This is a genomic window from Shewanella sp. 10N.286.51.B7 (genome assembly GCF_002873615.1).
GTDB classification, from domain to species: Bacteria; Pseudomonadota; Gammaproteobacteria; order Enterobacterales; family Shewanellaceae; genus Shewanella; species Shewanella electrodiphila.
Genome location: NZ_MCUF01000087.1, coordinates 134,482 through 154,278, shown reverse-complemented (window position 1 = coordinate 154,278; position 19,797 = coordinate 134,482). Strand labels below are relative to the sequence as shown.

17 protein-coding genes are annotated in these 19,797 nt (G+C 39.4%); 15 read left to right on the top strand and 2 right to left on the bottom strand.

Features of this window, described 5'->3' with window-relative positions; genetic code table 11:
• The first annotated feature begins 76 nt into the window (after positions 1–76).
• The 12 genes from BCU84_RS19845 (at position 77) to BCU84_RS19790 (ending at position 12,498) form a co-directional block, all read left to right on the top strand.
• Positions 77–1,039 carry a DUF523 and DUF1722 domain-containing protein gene (locus BCU84_RS19845; RefSeq protein WP_102529759.1) on the top strand — a complete coding sequence of 321 codons (963 nt, stop codon included), beginning with the start codon at positions 77–79 and terminating at the stop codon, positions 1,037–1,039.
• A 97-nt stretch (positions 1,040–1,136) separates the two neighbouring features.
• Complete coding sequence (locus BCU84_RS19840; protein ID WP_102529758.1) at positions 1,137–2,633, top strand: FAD-binding domain-containing protein; 1,497 nt, start codon at positions 1,137–1,139, stop codon at positions 2,631–2,633.
• A gap of 219 nt (positions 2,634–2,852) precedes the next feature.
• Positions 2,853–4,064 carry an NnrS family protein gene (locus BCU84_RS19835; protein ID WP_102529757.1) on the top strand — a complete coding sequence of 404 codons (1,212 nt, stop codon included), beginning with the start codon at positions 2,853–2,855 and terminating at the stop codon, positions 4,062–4,064.
• 146 nt (positions 4,065–4,210) lie between these two features.
• The gene (locus tag BCU84_RS19830; protein WP_241906499.1) at positions 4,211–5,524 is read left to right on the top strand and encodes an ammonia-forming cytochrome c nitrite reductase subunit c552; all 1,314 of its coding nucleotides are present in this window, start codon (positions 4,211–4,213) and stop codon (positions 5,522–5,524) included.
• Between the two features lie 426 nt (positions 5,525–5,950).
• A complete protein-coding gene (locus BCU84_RS19825) occupies positions 5,951–6,490 on the top strand; it encodes a nuclear transport factor 2 family protein (RefSeq protein WP_241906497.1) in 540 nt (179 codons plus the stop codon).
• The gene (locus BCU84_RS19820) at positions 6,487–7,257 is read left to right on the top strand and encodes an SDR family NAD(P)-dependent oxidoreductase (protein WP_241906496.1); all 771 of its coding nucleotides are present in this window, start codon (positions 6,487–6,489) and stop codon (positions 7,255–7,257) included. The genes BCU84_RS19825 and BCU84_RS19820 overlap by 4 nt, the downstream gene beginning before the upstream one ends.
• Before the next feature lie 95 nt (positions 7,258–7,352).
• Positions 7,353–8,618, top strand: a complete 1,266-nt coding sequence (locus BCU84_RS19815) for an FAD-dependent oxidoreductase (protein WP_102529756.1) — start codon at positions 7,353–7,355, stop codon at positions 8,616–8,618.
• A complete protein-coding gene (locus BCU84_RS19810; RefSeq protein WP_102529755.1) occupies positions 8,615–9,436 on the top strand; it encodes a DUF1365 domain-containing protein in 822 nt (273 codons plus the stop codon). Before BCU84_RS19815 ends, BCU84_RS19810 begins: the two co-directional genes overlap by 4 nt.
• 89 nt (positions 9,437–9,525) lie before the next feature.
• Positions 9,526–10,797, top strand: a complete 1,272-nt coding sequence (locus BCU84_RS19805; RefSeq protein WP_102529754.1) for a cyclopropane-fatty-acyl-phospholipid synthase family protein — start codon at positions 9,526–9,528, stop codon at positions 10,795–10,797.
• Positions 10,798–10,800: 3 nt separating this feature from the next.
• Positions 10,801–11,325, top strand: a complete 525-nt coding sequence (locus BCU84_RS19800; protein ID WP_102529753.1) for a DUF2878 domain-containing protein — start codon at positions 10,801–10,803, stop codon at positions 11,323–11,325.
• Positions 11,326–11,386: 61 nt separating this feature from the next.
• Entirely contained in the window at positions 11,387–11,953 is a 567-nt protein-coding gene (locus BCU84_RS19795) for a chalcone isomerase family protein (RefSeq protein WP_102529752.1), read from the top strand.
• Positions 11,953–12,498, top strand: coding sequence for a DUF3833 domain-containing protein (locus BCU84_RS19790; protein WP_102529751.1), 546 nt, complete (start codon positions 11,953–11,955; stop codon positions 12,496–12,498). The genes BCU84_RS19795 and BCU84_RS19790 overlap by 1 nt, the downstream gene beginning before the upstream one ends.
• A gap of 160 nt (positions 12,499–12,658) precedes the next feature.
• Here BCU84_RS19790 and BCU84_RS19785 read toward each other — a convergent pair whose 3' ends face one another.
• On the bottom strand, positions 12,659–13,003 hold the full coding sequence (locus BCU84_RS19785; RefSeq protein WP_102529750.1) for a DUF3634 family protein: 345 nt from the start codon (positions 13,001–13,003) through the stop codon (positions 12,659–12,661).
• A 278-nt stretch (positions 13,004–13,281) separates the two neighbouring features.
• Between BCU84_RS19785 and BCU84_RS19780 the strand changes: the two genes are divergently transcribed.
• The 3 genes from BCU84_RS19780 to BCU84_RS19770 all read left to right on the top strand — a co-directional run bounded on the left by BCU84_RS19780 (position 13,282) and on the right by BCU84_RS19770 (position 17,625).
• Positions 13,282–14,730 carry an NAD-dependent succinate-semialdehyde dehydrogenase gene (locus BCU84_RS19780; protein WP_102529794.1) on the top strand — a complete coding sequence of 483 codons (1,449 nt, stop codon included), beginning with the start codon at positions 13,282–13,284 and terminating at the stop codon, positions 14,728–14,730.
• A gap of 82 nt (positions 14,731–14,812) precedes the next feature.
• Complete coding sequence (locus tag BCU84_RS19775) at positions 14,813–15,547, top strand: DUF599 domain-containing protein (protein WP_102529749.1); 735 nt, start codon at positions 14,813–14,815, stop codon at positions 15,545–15,547.
• An 887-nt stretch (positions 15,548–16,434) separates the two neighbouring features.
• Positions 16,435–17,625, top strand: coding sequence for a tyrosine-type recombinase/integrase (locus BCU84_RS19770; RefSeq protein ID WP_102529748.1), 1,191 nt, complete (start codon positions 16,435–16,437; stop codon positions 17,623–17,625).
• Positions 17,626–17,745: 120 nt separating this feature from the next.
• Here the strand turns inward: BCU84_RS19770 and BCU84_RS19765 are convergent, their stop codons facing one another.
• Positions 17,746–19,620 (bottom strand): winged helix-turn-helix domain-containing protein, encoded by a 1,875-nt coding sequence (locus tag BCU84_RS19765; protein ID WP_157936247.1) that lies wholly within the window; start codon positions 19,618–19,620, stop codon positions 17,746–17,748.
• Positions 19,621–19,797 lie beyond the last annotated feature (177 nt).

The window sequence follows — 19,797 nt, the reverse complement described above, 5'->3', positions numbered from 1 at the left end:
AAGGCTAATATCAATACAGGCAAGTGATCTAAACGCCATTACACAACGTAATGGTCTTTAAGCCACAAGGAGTCGTATCGTGAATAGAGAAATCTTTAATCCTGAAAAAATACAAATTGGTATCAGCAGCTGCCTATTAGGTCAAAAAGTGCGGTTTGATGGCGGCCATAAAAACTCAAATTACTGCAATATCGACCTCGCTCCATTTTTCGACTACATCAGTGTTTGCCCAGAGATGGCAATAGGTATGGGCGCGCCTCGTAAAACTATCCGTCAAGAGCTCGACGGCGATAAAATTTATTTAAAAAGTGCTGATGGCAGTATTGATGTAACAGATAAACTTGAAGAGTACAGTCAAAAACGTGTTGGTGAACTCGACTTTATTGGTGGTTACATTCTTTGCGCTAAATCGCCAACCTGTGGCATGGAAAGAGTCATTGAGTATAAGTACGGCACCAATAACGGTACCAAAAGCGGCGTGGGTGTATTTGCAAAAAAATTGATGGATACCTACCCAGAGTTACCTGTGGAAGAAGAGGGGCGCTTGCATGATCCAGTGATTAAAGAAAACTTTATCACTCGAGTATATGCGTATCATGAGTGGCATACCTTGCAAGCTGAAGGCTGGACCAAGCATAAACTAATGCAGTTTCACGCCCGTTATAAATACCTTCTAATGGCTCATAGCCCTCAATGGTATCGTGATTTAGGGCCGATTTTAGCGAACATTGATGATCTTGATGCTGCTGCGCAAAGCTATTTTGTAGGTTTTATGACGGCGTTAAAGATTAAAGCAACTCGTAAAAACCACACCAGTACCTTGCAGCATATTCAGGGCTATTTTAAGAAGCATCTTTCTAAAGAGCAAAAACAAGAATTAACTGAATCAATCATGAAATACCGTGAAGGACTGTTACCTTTACTAGTACCTATTACATTGATTAATCACTATCTGCGTGAGTATCCAACACCATACATTGAAGGTCAGGTTTATTTAAACCCTCACCCTGAAGCATTAAGACTACGATACGCTTATTAAACTTAAACATTAAAATACAGGCCAATAATTTTTGGCCTGTATTTGTTCAGTTAATTCTTCACTTCATTCTTGTTTTAATCTGAGTTAAGGCCCTGACATGAAATCACTTATTTGGTTTAGACAAGATTTACGTCTTGGCGACAACCTTGCTGTTTGTGAAGCATTTGCTTTGGCGAAAACAGAATTGGCCAATTTTGATAAGTCGACTTGTCCGCAGGTTGAAGCCTTATATATTGTTAGCCCTAAACAATGGCAAAGCCATGATGTTGCCCCGATTCAAATCGATTTTATTGAGCGTCATCTAAATATCCTTGCACAAGGTCTGGCGGCGTTAGGGGTAAAACTCACGGTAGTGACCTTGCCTTGGTTTGATGATGTGATGGATTGGCTGCCCAACTTTTTAACTGATAATCAGATAGATCAAGTATTTGCGACTCAAGAGCCTGAGTTTAATGAACGAAAGCGCGATCAACAATTACTCGATATTGGTCTGCCAATCACTTTTGTTACTCAAGACTGCATTATCAATGCGGGCGAGGTGAAAAACCTTTCGGGACAGATGTATAAGGTCTTTACGCCATTTTCCAAAAAATGGCGTCAAATCGCGTCGAGTAAAATGATTGCTCCTTTACCTGTCCCTGCGCCAATAGGACCTGCATTAGCTGAGCCAGATCCTATAGTGTTTGAGACTGACCATGTTGCTAAAAAAGTCTCAAGCAATTTATGGCGAGCAGGAGAGGGAGAAGCCAAACGAATATTGGATTATTTTTGTCAGCAGCACATTCAGGATTATCAACTCGAAAGAGATTTTCCGGCATTAGATAACACCAGTAAATTATCACCCTATTTAGCAATTGGTGTTATCAGTGCAAAGCAATGCTTAGCGACAGCTTTGAGCTATTACCCTGAAGCGCTAGTGGATGATACAAGCCCTGCTAAAACATGGATAAATGAACTGGCTTGGCGAGAATTTTATCGTCATCTTTTAGTCGCTTTTCCGAGGCTTTCAAAAGGCAAAAGCTTTAATGAAAAAGGCGATGATGTTCAATGGGTAAATGATGATGTGCAGTTCGCAGCATGGTGTGAGGGGCGTACAGGTTTCCCAATCATTGATGCAGCGATGAGACAGCTTAATCAAACGGGTTGGATGCATAATCGTTTAAGAATGGTCGTGGCCAGTTTCCTCACTAAACATTTGCTTATTGATTGGCGCTGGGGTGAGCGATATTTTAAGCAAAAACTCATTGATGGTGATCTCGCTGCAAATAATGGTGGCTGGCAATGGTCCGCTGGAACGGGATGTGATGCTCAGCCTTATTTTCGTGTGTTTAATCCAATGAACCAAAGCAGTAAATTTGACCCCGATGCCAGTTTTATAAAACATTATGTCCCTGAATTAGCGCAGCAGTCACTTAAACTGATCCATCAGCCTTTGTTTATTGAACAGTCTGAGATTCGTTTTAATGAGGATGATTTGTTTGGAAATGTTGCGCCACAAGATAAGGTTACCAATCAGGCTTACCCATCACCAATTGTTGAGCATAGCGCAGCGCGAAAACGGGCTATAGAGGTGTTAAGTGCGCTAAAGAGCTAATACTGAATATCCCATGTAAGCCATTTGTTATTTGAATAAGCCACTTAATCGTGGCTTTTTTATTGAGCAATTTAGCTCACTTTCTTTGCGACAGATCACAGATTCTACTAGGTTTGTAAGGTGATACATTTTTATCATTGCTGTAAAAGAAATAACGACATACAATAAACATATATTTCAAATGCATCTTTAGTGCGTTATTAAAAAGGTTTGATTATTATGCTAAATATTGACGATCCGGCAGAAACTGAGAAAACCGCTGCAATATGGCGATTAGCATTCAGACCTTTTTTCTTGGGCGGCGCAGCATTGGCAATGTTATATATTCCCCTATGGCTAATGGGCTGGTACACACCGCAGTACAGTTTATTTAATAGCAACTTTTGGTCGAATGTCTTGCCACTTTGGTGGCATCCACATGAGTTGTTATTTGGTTTTGCCATGGCGATTGTGTGTGGTTTTTTACTGACAGCGGTACAAACATGGACTAACCAACCTAGCCTTAAAGGTCCCACTTTAGCGATTACTTTTAGCAGTTGGTTATTGGCAAGGTTATTATTATTACTGCCATTTGATATCCCATTATTCTTACCTGCCATATTCGATAGTCTGTTTTTAGGTATTGCAGCTTTCACTATGTGGCGCTGCGTTTATCGAGTGAAACAGTGGCAAAATATTGGTTTCTCGATCATGCTTACTGTTGCTTTGATAGTGAATCTTGTGAGTTATTACGCATTACAAGAGCGTAATTTCATTTTAGCTAATCAAATCTGGCAAGGAATGTTATTTTGGCTAGCATTACTGATCACTATTGTCGGTGGAAGAGTGATTCCATTCTTTACTGCAATGAGAGTAAAGCAACCCAAAGCAGAGCCCATTTTTGCATTGGAAAAAAGCTTACTAGTGTTAATGATTGCCCTTGTTGTTCAGGCCATTTTTAAGGTTTTACCGATGGCCGTTGAACAAGTGCTATTGCTCAGTGCTGGTGTATTACACTTGATTAGAATCAGTCGCTGGCTACCCCACAAAACATTGAAAGAGCCAATGCTGTGGTCATTGCATTTATCTTACTTATCTTTACCTATTGCCTTGTTGGGTTTAGGTTGGTTTATTAACAATGAATTTGCTTATCGCAGCTTATTACATTTGTTTGCCATCGGCTGTTTAGCATCATTGTGTTTATCAATGATTTCAAGAGTGTCACTGGGTCATACAAGCAGAAATATATATCAAGGTCCTAACATGATATTAGCTTTTGTATGTTTACCTATTGCTGCGTTATTGCGTGCAGTGATGCCCCTGATATTTCCTGCGCAAACCCAAACTTGGTTGTGGTTAGCAGGTGGATTTTGGTTTCTCGCTTTTGGATTGTTTGTTTGGCATTACAGTCCAATTTTATCTCGCCCACGTATTGATGGGCGTCCAGGCTAAGTAACGGCTTCATGTTATTACGCCATTTATTGATTATTTTTAAAGGAAGAATTGTGAATATGCAATTAGCATTGTTTGCTAAAAAACATCTAGCGGGTAAAGCGTTAAGCAAGAGTTTGTGTCAAGTCTTAGTGTCGCTTGTAGGGATGACAACGTGTGCTGCAGCGATCGCTAAAGCTGATGTCAATGAAGCTAAATTCCCTGATCAGTTTAAGACTTGGGCTGAAACTGAAGAGCAAACTGAACGCGAAGATATGCTCGCTAGTTATCCTGCCAATATTATTTTATGGGCAGGCTCTTCTTTTGCTAAAGAGTACCATAGCCCTCGTGGTCACCAATTTGCAGTAGCCGATGTCACGCAAACATTGCGTACTGGTGTACCGCCAAAAGAAGGTGAAATGGGCACATCAGCTAGCTGCTGGACTTGTAAAACCCCTGATGCACCTCGTTTGATTAAAGAAATGGGTTTTGAAGGTTATTCTGCTTCAAACTTTACTGATTTAGGCACTGAGATAAACAGTGTTGTTTACTGTACTGATTGTCATGTGGACGGTAGTGCAGAACTGGCTTTACCACGTCCGCATGCGCAAAACGCCATGCAGAAGACAGGTATTCCGTTTGAGAAGCAAGATGTCTCAATGCAAGGGGCGCAAGTATGTGGTCAGTGTCATGTGACGTATTACTTCCAACCTGAAAAAAGCAATGTGGTTAACATGCCGTGGATTTTCGGCAGTGATACCGACAATATTTTGAAATACTACGATACACGTCGTTTTTACGAGTGGATCCACCCGATTTCTAAAACCCCAATACTGAAAGCACGTCATCCAGAATTTGAGCATTGGAGTCGCAGTAAGCATGCTGAAGCCAATGTCACCTGTATTACTTGTCATATGCCGGTAGAAGAAAATGCCAAAGGCGAAGAGTTTACTAACCATAAAGTAGATAAAGCCCTACCGCATTTTGATAAAACCTGTATTGGTTGTCATGAAAGCAAAGAAGCTATTACGGCAAAATTAGATGCTGATAAGCATGAAATTGAAACCATGGCCCGTGAAGTAGAAGGGTTATTAGTGAAAGCACATTATGAAGCCAAAGCGGCTTGGGATGCTGGTGCTAACTGGGAACAAATGAACAGTGCAATTATGGCTATTCGTCATGGTCAATGGCATTGGGATTTCGCTATGGCATCACACGGGTTATATGCTCATAACCCTGATGAAGGTCGTATGTTACTGAGCCGTGCAACATCGCAAGCTAAAATGGCAAGAGCAGTATTAGCACAAGTGCTTGAAAGCTTGAAAGTCACTAAGGTGGAATACCCTGATATTAGCTCTAAAGAGTCAGCCCACGCTGCAGTGGGAATTAATGAAGCTAAGTTGAGTGAAGCGAAACAGAAGTTCATTAAAGAAGAAGTTGAGAAAAACTGGAACCCAATTGCGGTGAGAGGTTACGAGTAACTTTACTTATAAATATACAATAACTTACTCGCTCCTATCATTTTGCTATTGAAGCTAGTAGCGAAGTTCATAATGGCTAGCGAAGTATGCAGTAAAGTAAGCAGTGAAGTAAGCCATTCAGCGAATAGTTAAGTAAGAGCTAAAGTAAAAACTAAAGTAAAGCTAAAGTAAATAAAAAGGCGCTTAGAGAATTCTAAGCGCCTTTTTTGATCTGCTTAAACAAAACCGACGTATAAACAATTAACAAAATTAATTTTTTTATTGTTTAAATTCTGTAAGACAAATCTTTCGACTAAGATTAATATCAATAGATAACTACTCGTTTTTGTTGTTAAAAATAGCCTGAAGGATAATTGGCGCATCATGCTTAGCAACAGCATGATTAGCAGCACATGATGTTTAATGAGATGGTTCAAGGAGAGTTAAATGCACAGTAGCACTAATAACGTTAGTGAATTACTTCAGCCGACGATGGCGACTTCAGCAGCCGGACTTGCTAGCGCTAAGCAGGTGAGTAAGGTGACTGAGACAACTGAACCTGAACAGCCGCAGATTATTGATGACTTTGTTAACATGTACCAAAGACTCAATAAAGACACATTGCACCTCTTAAAGCAGGTATACAGTGACGATATTGTATTTCAAGATCCATTGCATACCGTTACGGGAATGAGCGCGCTCACAGATTATTTTGCCAATCTATATGCCAATGTCGATTCAATTAATTTCGATATTCAACAGATCTGCGCCACGAGCGAACAAGCTTCTGTGTTTTGGAAGATGACCTACAGCCACTGCAAACTTAATCGCGGAAATCCAATCCAAGTTGATGGCATGAGTCACCTTATCTTTTCAGACAGAATCACATCTCATCGAGACTATTTCGACCTTGGTCAAATGTTGTATGAGCAAATTCCTGTATTGGGCAAAGTGATAAGCATGGTTAAAGCTAAGGCATCATCATGAGCGCCTCAATGAAGCAAGCAAATAGTCAACACGCAGTGCTGATAACTGGTGCAAGCTCAGGCATTGGTTTAGCGCTTGCGATGCAGTATGTAGCTGAAGGCTACCAAGTGTTTGCTTGTGGTCGTAACGCCCAAAGGCTAAATACCATCAAAGGCGCCACGCCGCTGGTATTTGATATCAATGATAAACACCAAATTGAAAAAGCGGCAGAACAGCTTACGCATCATTTACAGCAAGATAACCTGACCCTCAAGATGGTCATTTTAAATGCGGGTAGTTGTGAATACATTAATAACCCTGTTCAGTTTGATGGCGCTTTATTCGAGCGTGTCATTCAAACCAATGTTATTTCAATGGGTTATTGTTTAGAGCATTTTTTACCTTTAATCGCAGTCAATGGCCGAGTCGGCTTGATGAGTTCAAGTGCGACCTATTTACCTTTTCCTAAAGCTGAGGCTTACGGCGCATCAAAAGCGGCTGTGAACTACCTTGCAAGTAGCTTACGTTTGGATTTAAAAGCACATGGTATTGGCGTAAGTGTCATTTGTCCTGGCTTTGTAAAAACGCCACTGACGGATAAAAACGACTTTGCGATGCCAATGCAAATATCAGCCGATAAAGCCGCCACTGCAATTATGCATGGCATGCAAACGGGTAAGAGCGAAATTCATTTTCCTAAGCGTTTTACCTATTTACTTAAGTTAATGAGTTGTCTGCCATCAGCAGTGATTAACAATATGCTGTCGCCAAAAGCAGACAAAGCATAAAAGATGACAACTTGAGAAGGCCTCATAATGGCGATTATTGGTAACCATTATTAGGCGAGTTAATAAAATAAAAAGAATAAGCCTGAAGGATTAATATGAAAAAAATTGCCGTAGTTGGATCGGGTATTTCAGGGTTAACCTGTGCACATTTACTAAGTGAGTTGCATGAGGTTACCGTTTTTGAAGCGAATGATTATATTGGTGGACACACAGCTACAATTGATGTGGAAGTGGCAGGAAAGCCTTACGCTATCGATAGTGGTTTTATTGTGTTCAATGACAGAACCTATCCACGATTTCAAAAATTGATGGCGCGATTACAGGTTAAGTCTCTGCCAACGGAGATGAGCTTTAGCGTGCAAAACACTCAAACAGGGCTTGAATACAATGGCCACACTTTGTGGAGTATGTTTGCCCAGCGACGTAATTTATTAAAGCCTGATTTTTATCGTTTCCTTGCTGAAATCGTTAAATTTAATAATCAATGTAAAGCCATTTATGAAGCAGAAGACTATCAAATAAACAGCTTAGGTGAGTTTTTAGATACACATGGCTTTTCTGACTTTTTCAGTGAGCATTATATCCTGCCGATGGGGGCTGCGATTTGGTCAGCCAGCATCAATGACATGCGTGCTTTCTCATTACGTTTCTTTATTCGCTTTTTCCAACACCACGGTTTACTCAATATCAGCGACCGTCCGCAATGGTATGTGCTTGAAGGTGGTTCTCGCAGTTATATCCCAGCATTGATAGCCCCCTTTAAAGAACGATTATTTTTGAACTCACCTGTTACATCTATTGAGCGTAAAGAAGATGGCGTGAATATCAAAATCAATAATGAAGTGCATTATTTTGATGAAGTCATATTGGCCTGTCATAGCGACCAAGCTTTAGCGATGTTAACCGATGCCACTGAAGATGAGAAAGAAGTTCTCGGAGCAATGGCTTATCAAAATAATGAGGTGGTATTGCATACGGATATTAATTTATTGCCGAAAAGAAAAGCTGCTTGGGCAAGTTGGAATTACCGTTTAGAAGGTAAAGACGCTGAAGATATTGCTAATAAGCCTGCTAGCGTGACTTACAATATGAATATTCTGCAACGCTTACCTAAAGATGCACCGACATTTTGTGTCACTTTAAATCAGACTGATTTAATTGATAGCAGTAAAATTTTGCGTAAATTTAACTATGCTCACCCTGTGTTTAACGAAGCCAGTATGAATGCACAAAAAGAGCGAACAAAAATTTGCGGTGTGCGCCATACGCATTTTGCCGGAGCTTACTGGTATAACGGTTTTCATGAAGATGGTGTACGCAGTGGTTTAGATGTTTGTAATAATTTCGGCATCAGCCTATGAGTTCAAGCATAGCTGAAGACCGTTTTAATAGTGGCGTGTATCAAGGTGAGGTAAGTCACAGGCGTTTTACTCCTAAAAACCATAGTTTTGCCTATGAAATGGCATTATTAGCCATCGATTTAGATGAGGTTGATAATTTAGCCAAAGTGAGTCGACTGTTTGGTACAACGAAGTGGTCTTTGCTTAAGTTTAACCCCAATGACTACTTAAACTCCCTTGCATCGCAATTTAGTGATACAGAGATACCTGACAGTGTCTCTTTAAAGCAAAGCAGTAATACCACACCAGATAAAGCACTAAAGCAACGAGTGTTGTGGACCATCGAACAATTGGGGGCAACTAAATCGTGTGAGTCAGTGATTTTTGCCGGTCAAGTGCGTCATTTTGGCTTTTACTTCAGTCCAGTTAATTTCTATTTTTGCTATCAAGATAAGCAGCCGATTTATATGTTGGCTGAAGTCAGTAACACACCGTGGGATCAACGCCATTGTTACCTGGTGAATCTTGAGCAAACAGAAACCACAGATAAAGTTTTTCATGTGTCGCCATTTATGGATTTGGACATGCATTATCAATGGCAGGTCGTTGCACCAAGCAAGCGACTTAATGTGACCATTCAAAATCGAGATGATGCCAATAATAAGTTATTTGATGCCAGCCTTCAGCTGAGAAGGAAGTCATTTAATGCCAGTAATATTCGCAACATGTTGATAGGGTTTCCTGTGATGACACTGAAAATCATGTGGGGCATTTATTGGCAAGCGATGAAGCTATTTGTAAAAAGAATCCCATTTATTGCTCATCCCCACACTGATTAAACTTAAATTAAACCAAAAGACAGTTTGTTACGTACTGAAAGACATCATTATAAAAATTGAAATGCTAAAAGTAAGAATCGGAGAGATATATGGACAATACAGCGATTAATGCGAACGTAGAGCAAGCAAGTATTTCAGACAGCTTTGCAAAGAAAATTTTATTACGTGCGTTAAAACACCTCTCTGGTGGCTATTTGACCATTGTTAATTCAGGCAAGGACGATACGGCTGAGCAAAGTTTAACATTCGGGGATTTTGAGTCTGACTTACACGCGACCATCCAAGTGACTCACCCAAGTTTTTATAAGCAAATTATTTGGGGCGGCTCTATCGGTGCAGGTGAAGCCTACATCCAAGGTCATTGGTCTAGTCCTGACTTAACCAAAGTCGTGCAGCTATTCGCGCGCAACTTAGCATTACTCGATAATATTGAACGCTACTTTTCATGGTTTAGTGTCGGGATGAACCGATTAACTCACGTCTTTAATCGTAACTCTACCGCAGGTTCTAAACGAAACATTCTCGCTCATTATGATCTAGGTAACTCAATGTACGAGCAATTTCTTGATAAAGAAATGCTTTATTCGAGTGCATTATATCCTCACAAAGACGCGAGTTTAGAAGAAGCTCAACTGCATAAACTGCACACAATTTGCGAACGTTTAGATTTAAAAGCTGGGCAAACGTTGCTTGAAGTCGGCACCGGTTGGGGCGCATTGGCAATCTATGCCGCCAAGCACTTTGATGTAAACGTTACTACGACCACGATTTCAGATGCGCAGTATGATTATGCTGTCGACAGAGTGAATAAAGAAGGTCTGCAAGATAAAGTCACTTTACTCAAAAGTGATTATCGATTGCTTGAAGGTGAATATGACCGCGTAGTGTCTATTGAAATGATTGAGGCTGTAGGGCATGAGTATTTACCTGGATTCTTTAAGAAATTAGAAACCTTGCTAAAGCCATCAGGAAGAATGTTAATTCAGGCGATTACCATTGCCGATCAGCGTTATGACAGTTATCGCAAAGGCGTTGACTTTATTCAGCGCTATATTTTCCCTGGGGGCTGTTTACCATCCGTTAGTGAAATGAATAAACACGTAGCGAAGCAAACTGACATGGTGGTGTGGTCTGTCGATGACATGGGCAAAGATTATGCGCAAACCCTGTATCACTGGCATGAGCGTTTTGATAAGGCGCAAGACACCATAAAGCAACTTGGTTACGGTGATGACTTTATCCGTATGTGGAAGTTTTATTTAAGCTATTGCGAAGGTGGCTTTTTAGAACGTACAACGAGTACGGTACATTTGGTTGCAGTGCGACCACAATACCGCACCACTTTAGCTGGCGGCGTATAAATAATGCCACATTCTGCCCATACAAATATTATCAATGCACTGGCATTTCAAGTGATTTGGTGGGCAGGTGTACTCGCAGCTAACCAACTTATTATTATCCCAATTATTTTGATTATTTGGCACTTTGTCGCCAGTCAGCAAAAGAGTTTTGATTTTAAAGTATTAATGGTATGTGCCTCGGTGGGGATCTTGTTGGATACCGTGCTTGTTGGTATAGGGTTGTTTGAGTTTCAGGTATTTCCATTGTGGTTGGGTTTACTATGGGGTTATTTTGCTCTGTCACTTAATTACAGTTTAGCCTTGTTTAATCATTTTCCTATTTCGATACAAGCCCTTCTAGGGGGCATTTTTGGCAGCTTAAGTTACATCGGTGGAGCCAATTTAAATGCCGTAGAGCTACCCTATGGCACAGTGACTTCTGGTTTAGCACTTATGTTGATTTGGTCATTGATGTTCCCTTTATTTCTGTGGCTGTCAAAGGTGATTGGCTTAAAACATGCTCGTACCGATTTTGAAAAATTGGTATGAAATGTTTCATCTTTTTGTTTAATCGTTCAATGAAAAATATTACCCGAGAGGAGTTAACACAATGAAAGTCTACACCTTATTACTTTGTATTGTATTGACGCCATTATCTGTGTCATCAGCTCAGTTTGAGAGTGATTCAATTGAGAAAGAACAAGTCAATGTTAACTTATTGCAGGCGTATGATAATAAGCATACAGAGCTGCAGATGGTCGGTGAAGCAGACATGGACTTACTCTGGTTCTCAATCTATAGCGCGAGGTTAATGTCGGTAGATGGTGACTATCAGAATAGTCAGCTACCGCTAAAGCTTGAGATTCAATACCATCGTGATATTGAAGCTGAAGATCTTATCGAAGCAACAGTGGATCAGTGGCAACACATTGGCATTGCCAATCAAGATATTCCAAGATTACAGCAGCAAATAGAGCAAGCGTGGCCAGACGTTAAAGAGGGCGATAAGTTAAGCTTTATGATGCATAGCGATGACTTAGGCCAATTTTATTATAATGACAAACCCTTACCGATAATCGAAGAACCTGGATTTTCAAAAGCGTTTTTAGGTATTTGGCTATCAGAGCAAACCAGCAGACCTGAATTACGTGAGCAATTGATTGGAGCAAACAAATAATGGGTCTTCTAAGCAAAATAAAATCATACTTTTTAGTGGTAATCGCAGCATCGGTGTTGATGTCTTGCTCTTCAGCATCGATTGAGGATTACGATAAAACGACCCCCGTATTAAACCTTAAAACATTCTTCGATGGCCAGTTGACCGCATCAGGCATTGTTCAAGATTATTCCGGCACAGTGACGCGAAAATTTACCGTCACCATGGAAGCCAGTTGGCAAGGTGATGAAGGGGTGATTAATGAATGGTTTATCTACGATGATGGCGAAAAACAAACCCGCATTTGGAAAATAACCGATTTAGGTAATGGTAAGTATCAAGGCACTGCTAACGATATCTTGGGCATAGCTGAAGGTGAAGCGAGGGGCAGTGCGCTTCGCTGGGCATATGATATGAACTTAGTGGTTGATGATTCAGAATATGAAGTTCATTTTGATGATTGGATGTTTTTAGTGGATGAAAATACCATTATTAATAAAAGCGACATTATTAAATTCGGTATCACAGTGGCTGAAGTCACTTTAGTCATTCAAAAGGTTAACTAATTAGCAGTGTGTGCGGGTTTCATCTCCTGTGACTATTATGAGTTAACTATTATAATCTAACTCTGATTGTTTAACGTTCATCGTGTGCAACTTCACAATGCAAAAATGGCGCTGATATTGAGATATCAGCGCCATTTTATTGTTTGATTGTTCAGCTTAATTAACCTTTGAGCTTTGAATTATCAGGTTGCTTCTTATCGTAGTATTCAAATGGAAACACATTCCTAATTCGTTGTGAAATCTTGTCATCGATATTGGCCGAAATGTGCAGTCTGACACCATTAAGTTTTTCGGCTCTGACAGTACAAGTGAGCTTTTCATGTTTAGCTATAGATTTACATTCACGTGAGAAACGCTCAGGAATTTTTCCTGAATGCTTATTGAGTTTTCCGTCTTTAAAGTGCATTTCGAAAACTTTTAAACCTCGAGCTCCAGAAAAGATAAGCTTGTAGGCAATGACGAAAAATACCAGCACAAACAATACTTTTAATCCCGTTTCGAGCATGGTTAATTCCTTATGTATGACAACTTCTTTACTATTTAAGATACTCTGCTACCCGAGGATTGCAATTTTTTTTGCAGCTTTATAACCAAGCTCACATTTGTGATTAACCAATAAAAAAGTCAATTATTTTAAATGATTAACTTATAGTAAGTTATTCTCGTTATCTGAGGGTAAATTCGCTAACATCAATATCAATGTGTGCGTCTTTATGCCAAAGCACCACCTAATTTACGCCAATCTCTTTGCCATTTTTTGCTAATTGTTATGAGGCCATCATGCTGCAACTTCGCGATTCAAAACTATTTCGTCAACAAGCCTACATTAACGGTCAATGGTGTGATGCAGTATCTGGCGAGTCTACTGTGATTACTAACCCAGCAACCAATGAATCAATTGGGACTGTACCTGAAATGGCAGCTAAAGAAACGCAGTTAGCGATTACATCAGCCCAAGTTGCTTTGTCTCAATGGCAAGCTAAAACAGCGAAAGAAAGACAGCAGGTGTTATTAGTTTGGTATCAATTGATTATTGAAAACACTAATGACTTAGCCTTAATCATGACATTAGAGCAGGGAAAACCCTTAACAGAGTCTTCAGCAGAGGTTGGCTACGCAGCGTCATTTATTCAGTGGTATGCTGAAGAGGCTAAACGAGTTTACGGAGAAACGATTCCTGGCCATCAAGGTGATAAACGCATTGTTGTGACGAAACAGCCTATTGGGGTAACAGCTGCTATAACACCATGGAATTTTCCATTAGCGATGATCACCCGTAAAGCTGCGCCAGCACTTGCGGCTGGTTGCTCCATGATTGTAAAACCTGCCCCTGACACCCCTTATAGCGCGTTAGCACTGGCAGAGTTAGCTGATAGAGCTGGCATTCCCGCAGGTATTTTTAATGTGGTCACTGGTGATGCGAAAGCAATTGGTAAAGTGCTATGCAGCAGTAAAACCGTGAGAAAACTTTCGTTTACTGGCTCTACAGGCGTTGGGGTTAAGTTAATGGCTCAATGTGCACCAACCATTAAAAAGCTGTCTTTAGAGCTCGGTGGCAATGCGCCGTTTATTGTCTTTAATGATGCAGATATTGATGCTGCAGTCGAAGGAGCACTGCAAGCAAAGTTTAGAAATGCAGGCCAAACTTGTGTATGTGCAAATAGAATTTATGTGCAATCAGGTGTGATAGATCTCTTTACTGAAAAATTTGTCGCAGCTGTAGCGCAATTAAAAGTTGGCAACGGTATCGACAAATCTTCAGATATTGGTCCGTTAATTAACCGTAATGCCATAAGTAAAGTTGAGTCGCATATTCAAGATGCCCTAGCACTCGGTGGAGAACTTTTATTGGGAGGGAGTAATCATCCCTTAGGCGGTTATTATTTTGAGCCTACCGTAATTAAAGGCGCAACACAGGTAATGAAAGTCGCCACTGAAGAAACCTTTGGCCCGTTAGCGCCTATATTTGAATTCGAATCAGTCGAGCAAGTGATCAACATGGCTAATGACACTGACTTTGGTCTCGCTGCATATTTCTATGCTCGTGATATCAGTTTAGTGTATCAAGTCTCTGAAGCCTTAGAGTTTGGTATGGTTGGGGTCAATACGGGTTTGATTTCAACTGAAGTTGCGCCTTTTGGAGGGATTAAGTCATCAGGACTTGGCCGAGAGGGTTCAAGGCATGGACTAGATGAGTATCTAGAAATGAAATACGTGTGTTTAGCGGTTTAAATTGATAAATGATGAAAAGCTATTTATGCCAAGGTTAATGTGTTGCATAATTGAGCATTAATCCAATAATACATTGAGCCTTATGCTTTTTTCCTTTTTAGATCTTGTTGCATTAGCTTGTTTTTTTTCCTGCTGGGTGGGCTACACTTTTTTTGCTCGTAAAAAAGCCAAAACGACTAACTGTATCGCGCGCTGTTTACATCAACATCGTATCCATTGGATGGCTGAAGTGATGAAGAAGGAAATCCGGGTTGGTGAAGCTTCTTTACTTGCCAATTTAGAGCGAAATATTGCGTTTTTCGCGTCAACCACCTTACTGGTGCTAGCGGGTGTATTAACTTTATTCGCTCAAGTTGAACGCCTTGAAGAAGTCATTAGTTCCATTCCATTTTCAGCTGAACCTAACCATGCTTTAGTGCAAGTGAAGTTAGCCATGTTGGCATCTATTTTTGTATTAGCCTTTTTCCAATTTACTTGGTCTATGCGTCAATATGGCTTTTTGAATGTCATGATTGGCGCTGCGCCAATTGATCTCACTGGAAAAAATAAAAACTTATTGGCGTATTCCCGTCAAATGGCCACAGTAGGCGATCAAGCTGCTCACTCATATAATTATGGCCTGAGGTCATATTACTTTTCTATGGCCGCTTTATGCTGGTTCTGGAACCCTATCTTATTGATATTGGCAAGTTTGCTGGTGGTATACACTTTATATCGTCGAGAATTCAAGTCTCGTGCCGTAAGAGCCTTTACTGCAGCACAAACACATTTGGAAATTGCTAAATCGGCGAGAGATAACGACGCTCAACAGCCTTAGATTATTGGCTTGCATATAGAGCCTGAGTGAATTCTAGACATGAAAAAGCCGCTTAAATTTCTTCATACGACTTATCAAGTTTTTGGTGGACTTTCCCAGCCTCGAACTGCATGAATTGTTGACGATTATGTTATCAATGGGCGTAAGGGGAGAGTCATTTAAATTTTTGACATGAAAAAGCCGTTTAAATTTCTTCATACGACTTATCAAGTATTTGGTGGACTTTCCCAGCCTCGAACTGCATGAATTGTTGATGATTATGTTATCAGTGGGCGTAAAGGGAGAGTCATTTAAATTTTTGACATGAAAAAGCCGCTTAAATCTCTTCATACGACTTATCAAGTATTTGGTGGACTTTCCCAGCCTCGAACTGCATGAATTGTAGACGATTATGTTATCAATGGGCGTAAGGGGAGAGTAATCTAAATTTTTGACATGAAAAAGCCGCTTAAATCTCTTCATACGACTTATCAAATATTTGGTGGACTTTCCCAGTCTCAACTGCATGAATTGTTGATGATTATGTTATCAATGGGCGTAAGGGGGGAGTCATTTAAATTTTGACATGTAAAGCGGCTCAAACTTTTTCATACGACTTATCAAGTATTTGTTGGATTTCCCCAGCCTCGAACAGCATGAATTGTTGACGATTATGTTATCAATGGGCGTAAGGGGAGAGTCATTTAAATTTTTGACATGAAAAAGCCGCTTAAATTTCTTTAAGCGGCTTATCAAAATTGGTGGCCCCTCCCATTCTGTAAGTTGCTGTTTTATTAAGGTTTTGCAGGCTTCGGGGCACGTTCGCATCAGGTTTTTCGCTACTCCAGTCCACACAGTTCCACCTGCTCATTTTTTGTTAGTAAACAGAGGTGAAACAAAGGTGAAATATGCCAGAAATTACTAAGTTATTTACCGATATTATAATCGAACGTTTACCGATTAAAAACACCCTACAAGTTTTTGTTGATAATCGCTGTACGCACTTGAAGCTTTTCGTTCGTCCAACAGGGAAAAAAAGCTTTTACTTCAGAGCAAAACGAAGAGGTAAAGATGTAAAAAGGAAATTAGGAGAGGCTGGAAGCATGAGTGTCAGTATGGCGCGGATTTTAGCTAATAATATGTTGTCTGAATTAAAAGAGCCTTTGACTGCATTTGAAGTTGAAGTGCAAACAATGCCACAGCAGTTTGTAACTGTTGATGATGTATTCCTACTCTATAAAGAGAATGAACTGAGTTATCGAAAAACGATTGCTGGAAGAGCCCATGCTCTTGAAGTTGCATATCGAAATCATGTTAAGCCATTAATTGGTTCGCATTACATTAATGAGTTAAGTAAAAAATGTGCGCGTTCTTTTTTTAAAGACTTAGAGGTAAAAGGGTATTGTGCTCATAACAAAGCGTTAAGTGGTCTCAAGGCTGCATTTAATTATGCTATTGATTATGAGGAACAATTAGGCATTCAATTTAACCCATTTGACCGTATAAAAAAGCTACCTGGTGTAATTCGCAATCGATATCTTACCTATGAAGAGGCTGGACGATTATTTGCAGCTTTAAAAGGTGTATCCAATCAAGATGTTGCCGATATCTACCGACTAGCGCTTTTCACTGGTGCGAGATTATCTAATGTGAAGCAGATGGAGTGGAGCGATTTAAACTTAAGTTCAGCCACATGGTTAATTCCATCGACCCGAACTAAAACTAGCCAGCATTACGAAATTCCTCTTCATAATATGGCAATGGAGATTATATTGAATCGTCAGAAAGCATCTTCAGAAACTCGATTTGTATTTCCTGCTGGACCAAAGTCAAAGTATGGGTACATTACTGGTGGCGACTTAGTTTGGAAACAAGCAATTAAAGAAGCAGGGCTTTATCATGATAATCCTAATATACGACCTAGACCCCATGATTTAAGACGTACCTTTGCAACTTGGCAAATTCAATCAGGAGCCGATATTAGTGTGGTTTCAAAAGCGCTGTGCCATACCTCACTAAAGCATACGTTGGTATATGCGCATACGAATGTATCTCAGGTAAGGGATTCTATTAATGGGGCCTTCCAAAAATTAGTGTAATTCTTGATAAAATTCGATTAGCTAATACCAACTGATTTTGAAAGTTTATCAAACAATCAAAATCAGTTTTACTTGTTGCCCTTTGTAAACTGCTCAGCTTAGAGGTAAATGATGATTTTGTTACTCATCAAGTTTTAATTTGACAATTGAAGTGCGAACATCTTTTGGCCCTAAGTAAAGAATATCATCTTCATAAGATATAACTCGCTTGTATAATGCTCGATTGGGCAATTTTGCAATAACTTCACCTGACTCCACATCAATGATATGCGTTTGCTCACCGACAGAATGCCAATGGGTAAGTTTACCCTTATGCTCAAATAGATATTGAACTAAGATGGGCTTGGCGACCTTTTCTCGTTTCTCATTAATGATATAACCAGATAAATTATCGACAAATAAGCAACCTTGCTTGCTAGCAAAGGCTCTTTCACCTTGTGCTGTGAACATTTTAAAAGTGTTGCTTTCTGCTTCAAATTGATAAATGCCTTTCTCTGCTTCTGCAATGAAACATTGGCCATTGGAAACAAGTTTGATGGTTTTGATATCACTAATGCTGATTAGCTTGTCATTAACGAGTTTATATACACCTGAGGTACCCGCTAAGTAGACTTCTCCTTGATGGAAAGCTATTTGTCTTAAGCTTAGCGTTGTATCAAAGTAAGTAGAGTTAAAAACAGTACCATCTTTAAGTTGCTCTACAACATAACCACTATTAGTGGTGGCCAATATTGAAAGAATCTTACTGGTATAGTTAAAGTCAATTATTGTATTTTCAAGGCTATAATTGAAATTTCCCGAATGGCTTGATATTGACTCCCGAGCTGAATTCCCTAAAGCGAAATAAAGCTCATTATCTAACATAAGTGGATCAGAAATCTTAACGGTTTGAGGAGCAAGAACATAAGATGTGGTTAACTCTTGAGAGTAGATATCATCTGTCAATGTTGTTCTTAATAGTTCATTATTATTACCTACATAAAATAAATTGTTTTCTGATACTGCAATTGAATATGGTTTATTTCGAAATCTAATTAAGGTTCTTCGATTATCTCCTTCAAAATAGATAAGAGACACTTCATCTAAATTATCTTCCCTCATAGAAAACATTCCGTCACCATGACCTTTGATAAAAGCATCAATGAAGTGTTTACCATTTTCTGAATCAAAATTAGTAGTAGTCACCTTCTGCAAAAATTTTTCTTCAATATCATAGGTGTAGGGTTTGATTGAATCTGAGGGCCTTACATTGAAAGTGATATAAAATTTATTTTTGTCAATCCAATCGAATGAAGGATATGCATTTTGCCTATTACATGGGATCTCATCTATTTGATGTTCAAATGGTTTATCAAAAATTTTAATTTTACATTTTGAGTCTTCAACAACATGCATTACAGTTCGTCCGCTGCTATGAATCTCTATACCTCGATAAGCGCCAGGGTAATTAGCAGATAAAAGCACCGTATTTTGACGGTTTACGGTTTTATAAAGTGTGGATTTTTTTGAATCTCGCGTTGTAACGTATAAAGCGTCATTAAATTTTGCATAGTCGACAATATAATCGTGTGACTCAAAAACAGTTTGCTGTGAAACTTTAGGTAGTAACTGAGTTGAGTTATTGCTTGATACGGCATAGTGATTGGCTACCATACTTAACACCAATACTATGAAAGTAATAACAATAGTCGTGCTATAAAAATTTTTAGGCGATTTCTTTACTGATTCTTGAATTGCCTCAAATGACAGCTGGTAACCTTTATTTCTTACGTTTTTTATTGAGTTTTTGTCATCCAACTTCAAGCGTAGAGCACTAATAAGCTTACGTAATGAATTTTGAGTAACAACTCGCTCTCCCCAAACGGTCTGCTCTAAAGTTTGAGCATCTACAAAACCGTTTTCCGAGGCTAAAAATAACTTTAAAGCTTCTGTTTCTTGGTAAGTAAAAAGAGTTAGTTGTCCGTCCTTCTCTGCAGAGGTGAGATCTGCAGACATTAAAAATCCATTTATTTTGTATTTCATTTTTTAAGTAATGCTGTATTTCATTTCTGTAATTTTTAATAAGGTTAAATGTTTTTTATTTTAAAGCAACAACTCTAACTCTAAGTGCATGTAAATTATACCAATTCACACTTATTCACTGTTGTATCACAAAAAATCAACATATTATGC

What these genes read in the sequence shown, in the direction of transcription:
- BCU84_RS19840 (WP_102529758.1), top strand. Translation starts at nt 1,137, where the DNA reads ATGAAATCACTTATTTGGTTTAGACAAGATTTACGTCTTGGCGACAAC.
- BCU84_RS19835 (WP_102529757.1), top strand. Translation starts at nt 2,853, where the DNA reads ATGCTAAATATTGACGATCCGGCAGAAACTGAGAAAACCGCTGCAATA.
- BCU84_RS19830 (WP_241906499.1), top strand. Translation starts at nt 4,211, where the DNA reads ATGACAACGTGTGCTGCAGCGATCGCTAAAGCTGATGTCAATGAAGCT.
- BCU84_RS19825 (WP_241906497.1), top strand. Translation starts at nt 5,951, where the DNA reads ATGCACAGTAGCACTAATAACGTTAGTGAATTACTTCAGCCGACGATG.
- BCU84_RS19820 (WP_241906496.1), top strand. Translation starts at nt 6,487, where the DNA reads ATGAGCGCCTCAATGAAGCAAGCAAATAGTCAACACGCAGTGCTGATA.
- BCU84_RS19815 (WP_102529756.1), top strand. Translation starts at nt 7,353, where the DNA reads ATGAAAAAAATTGCCGTAGTTGGATCGGGTATTTCAGGGTTAACCTGT.
- BCU84_RS19810 (WP_102529755.1), top strand. Translation starts at nt 8,615, where the DNA reads ATGAGTTCAAGCATAGCTGAAGACCGTTTTAATAGTGGCGTGTATCAA.
- BCU84_RS19805 (WP_102529754.1), top strand. Translation starts at nt 9,526, where the DNA reads ATGGACAATACAGCGATTAATGCGAACGTAGAGCAAGCAAGTATTTCA.
- BCU84_RS19800 (WP_102529753.1), top strand. Translation starts at nt 10,801, where the DNA reads ATGCCACATTCTGCCCATACAAATATTATCAATGCACTGGCATTTCAA.
- BCU84_RS19795 (WP_102529752.1), top strand. Translation starts at nt 11,387, where the DNA reads ATGAAAGTCTACACCTTATTACTTTGTATTGTATTGACGCCATTATCT.
- BCU84_RS19790 (WP_102529751.1), top strand. Translation starts at nt 11,953, where the DNA reads ATGGGTCTTCTAAGCAAAATAAAATCATACTTTTTAGTGGTAATCGCA.
- BCU84_RS19785 (WP_102529750.1), bottom strand. Translation starts at nt 13,003, where the DNA reads ATGCTCGAAACGGGATTAAAAGTATTGTTTGTGCTGGTATTTTTCGTC.
- BCU84_RS19775 (WP_102529749.1), top strand. Translation starts at nt 14,813, where the DNA reads ATGCTTTTTTCCTTTTTAGATCTTGTTGCATTAGCTTGTTTTTTTTCC.
- BCU84_RS19770 (WP_102529748.1), top strand. Translation starts at nt 16,435, where the DNA reads ATGCCAGAAATTACTAAGTTATTTACCGATATTATAATCGAACGTTTA.
- BCU84_RS19765 (WP_157936247.1), bottom strand. Translation starts at nt 19,620, where the DNA reads ATGTCTGCAGATCTCACCTCTGCAGAGAAGGACGGACAACTAACTCTT.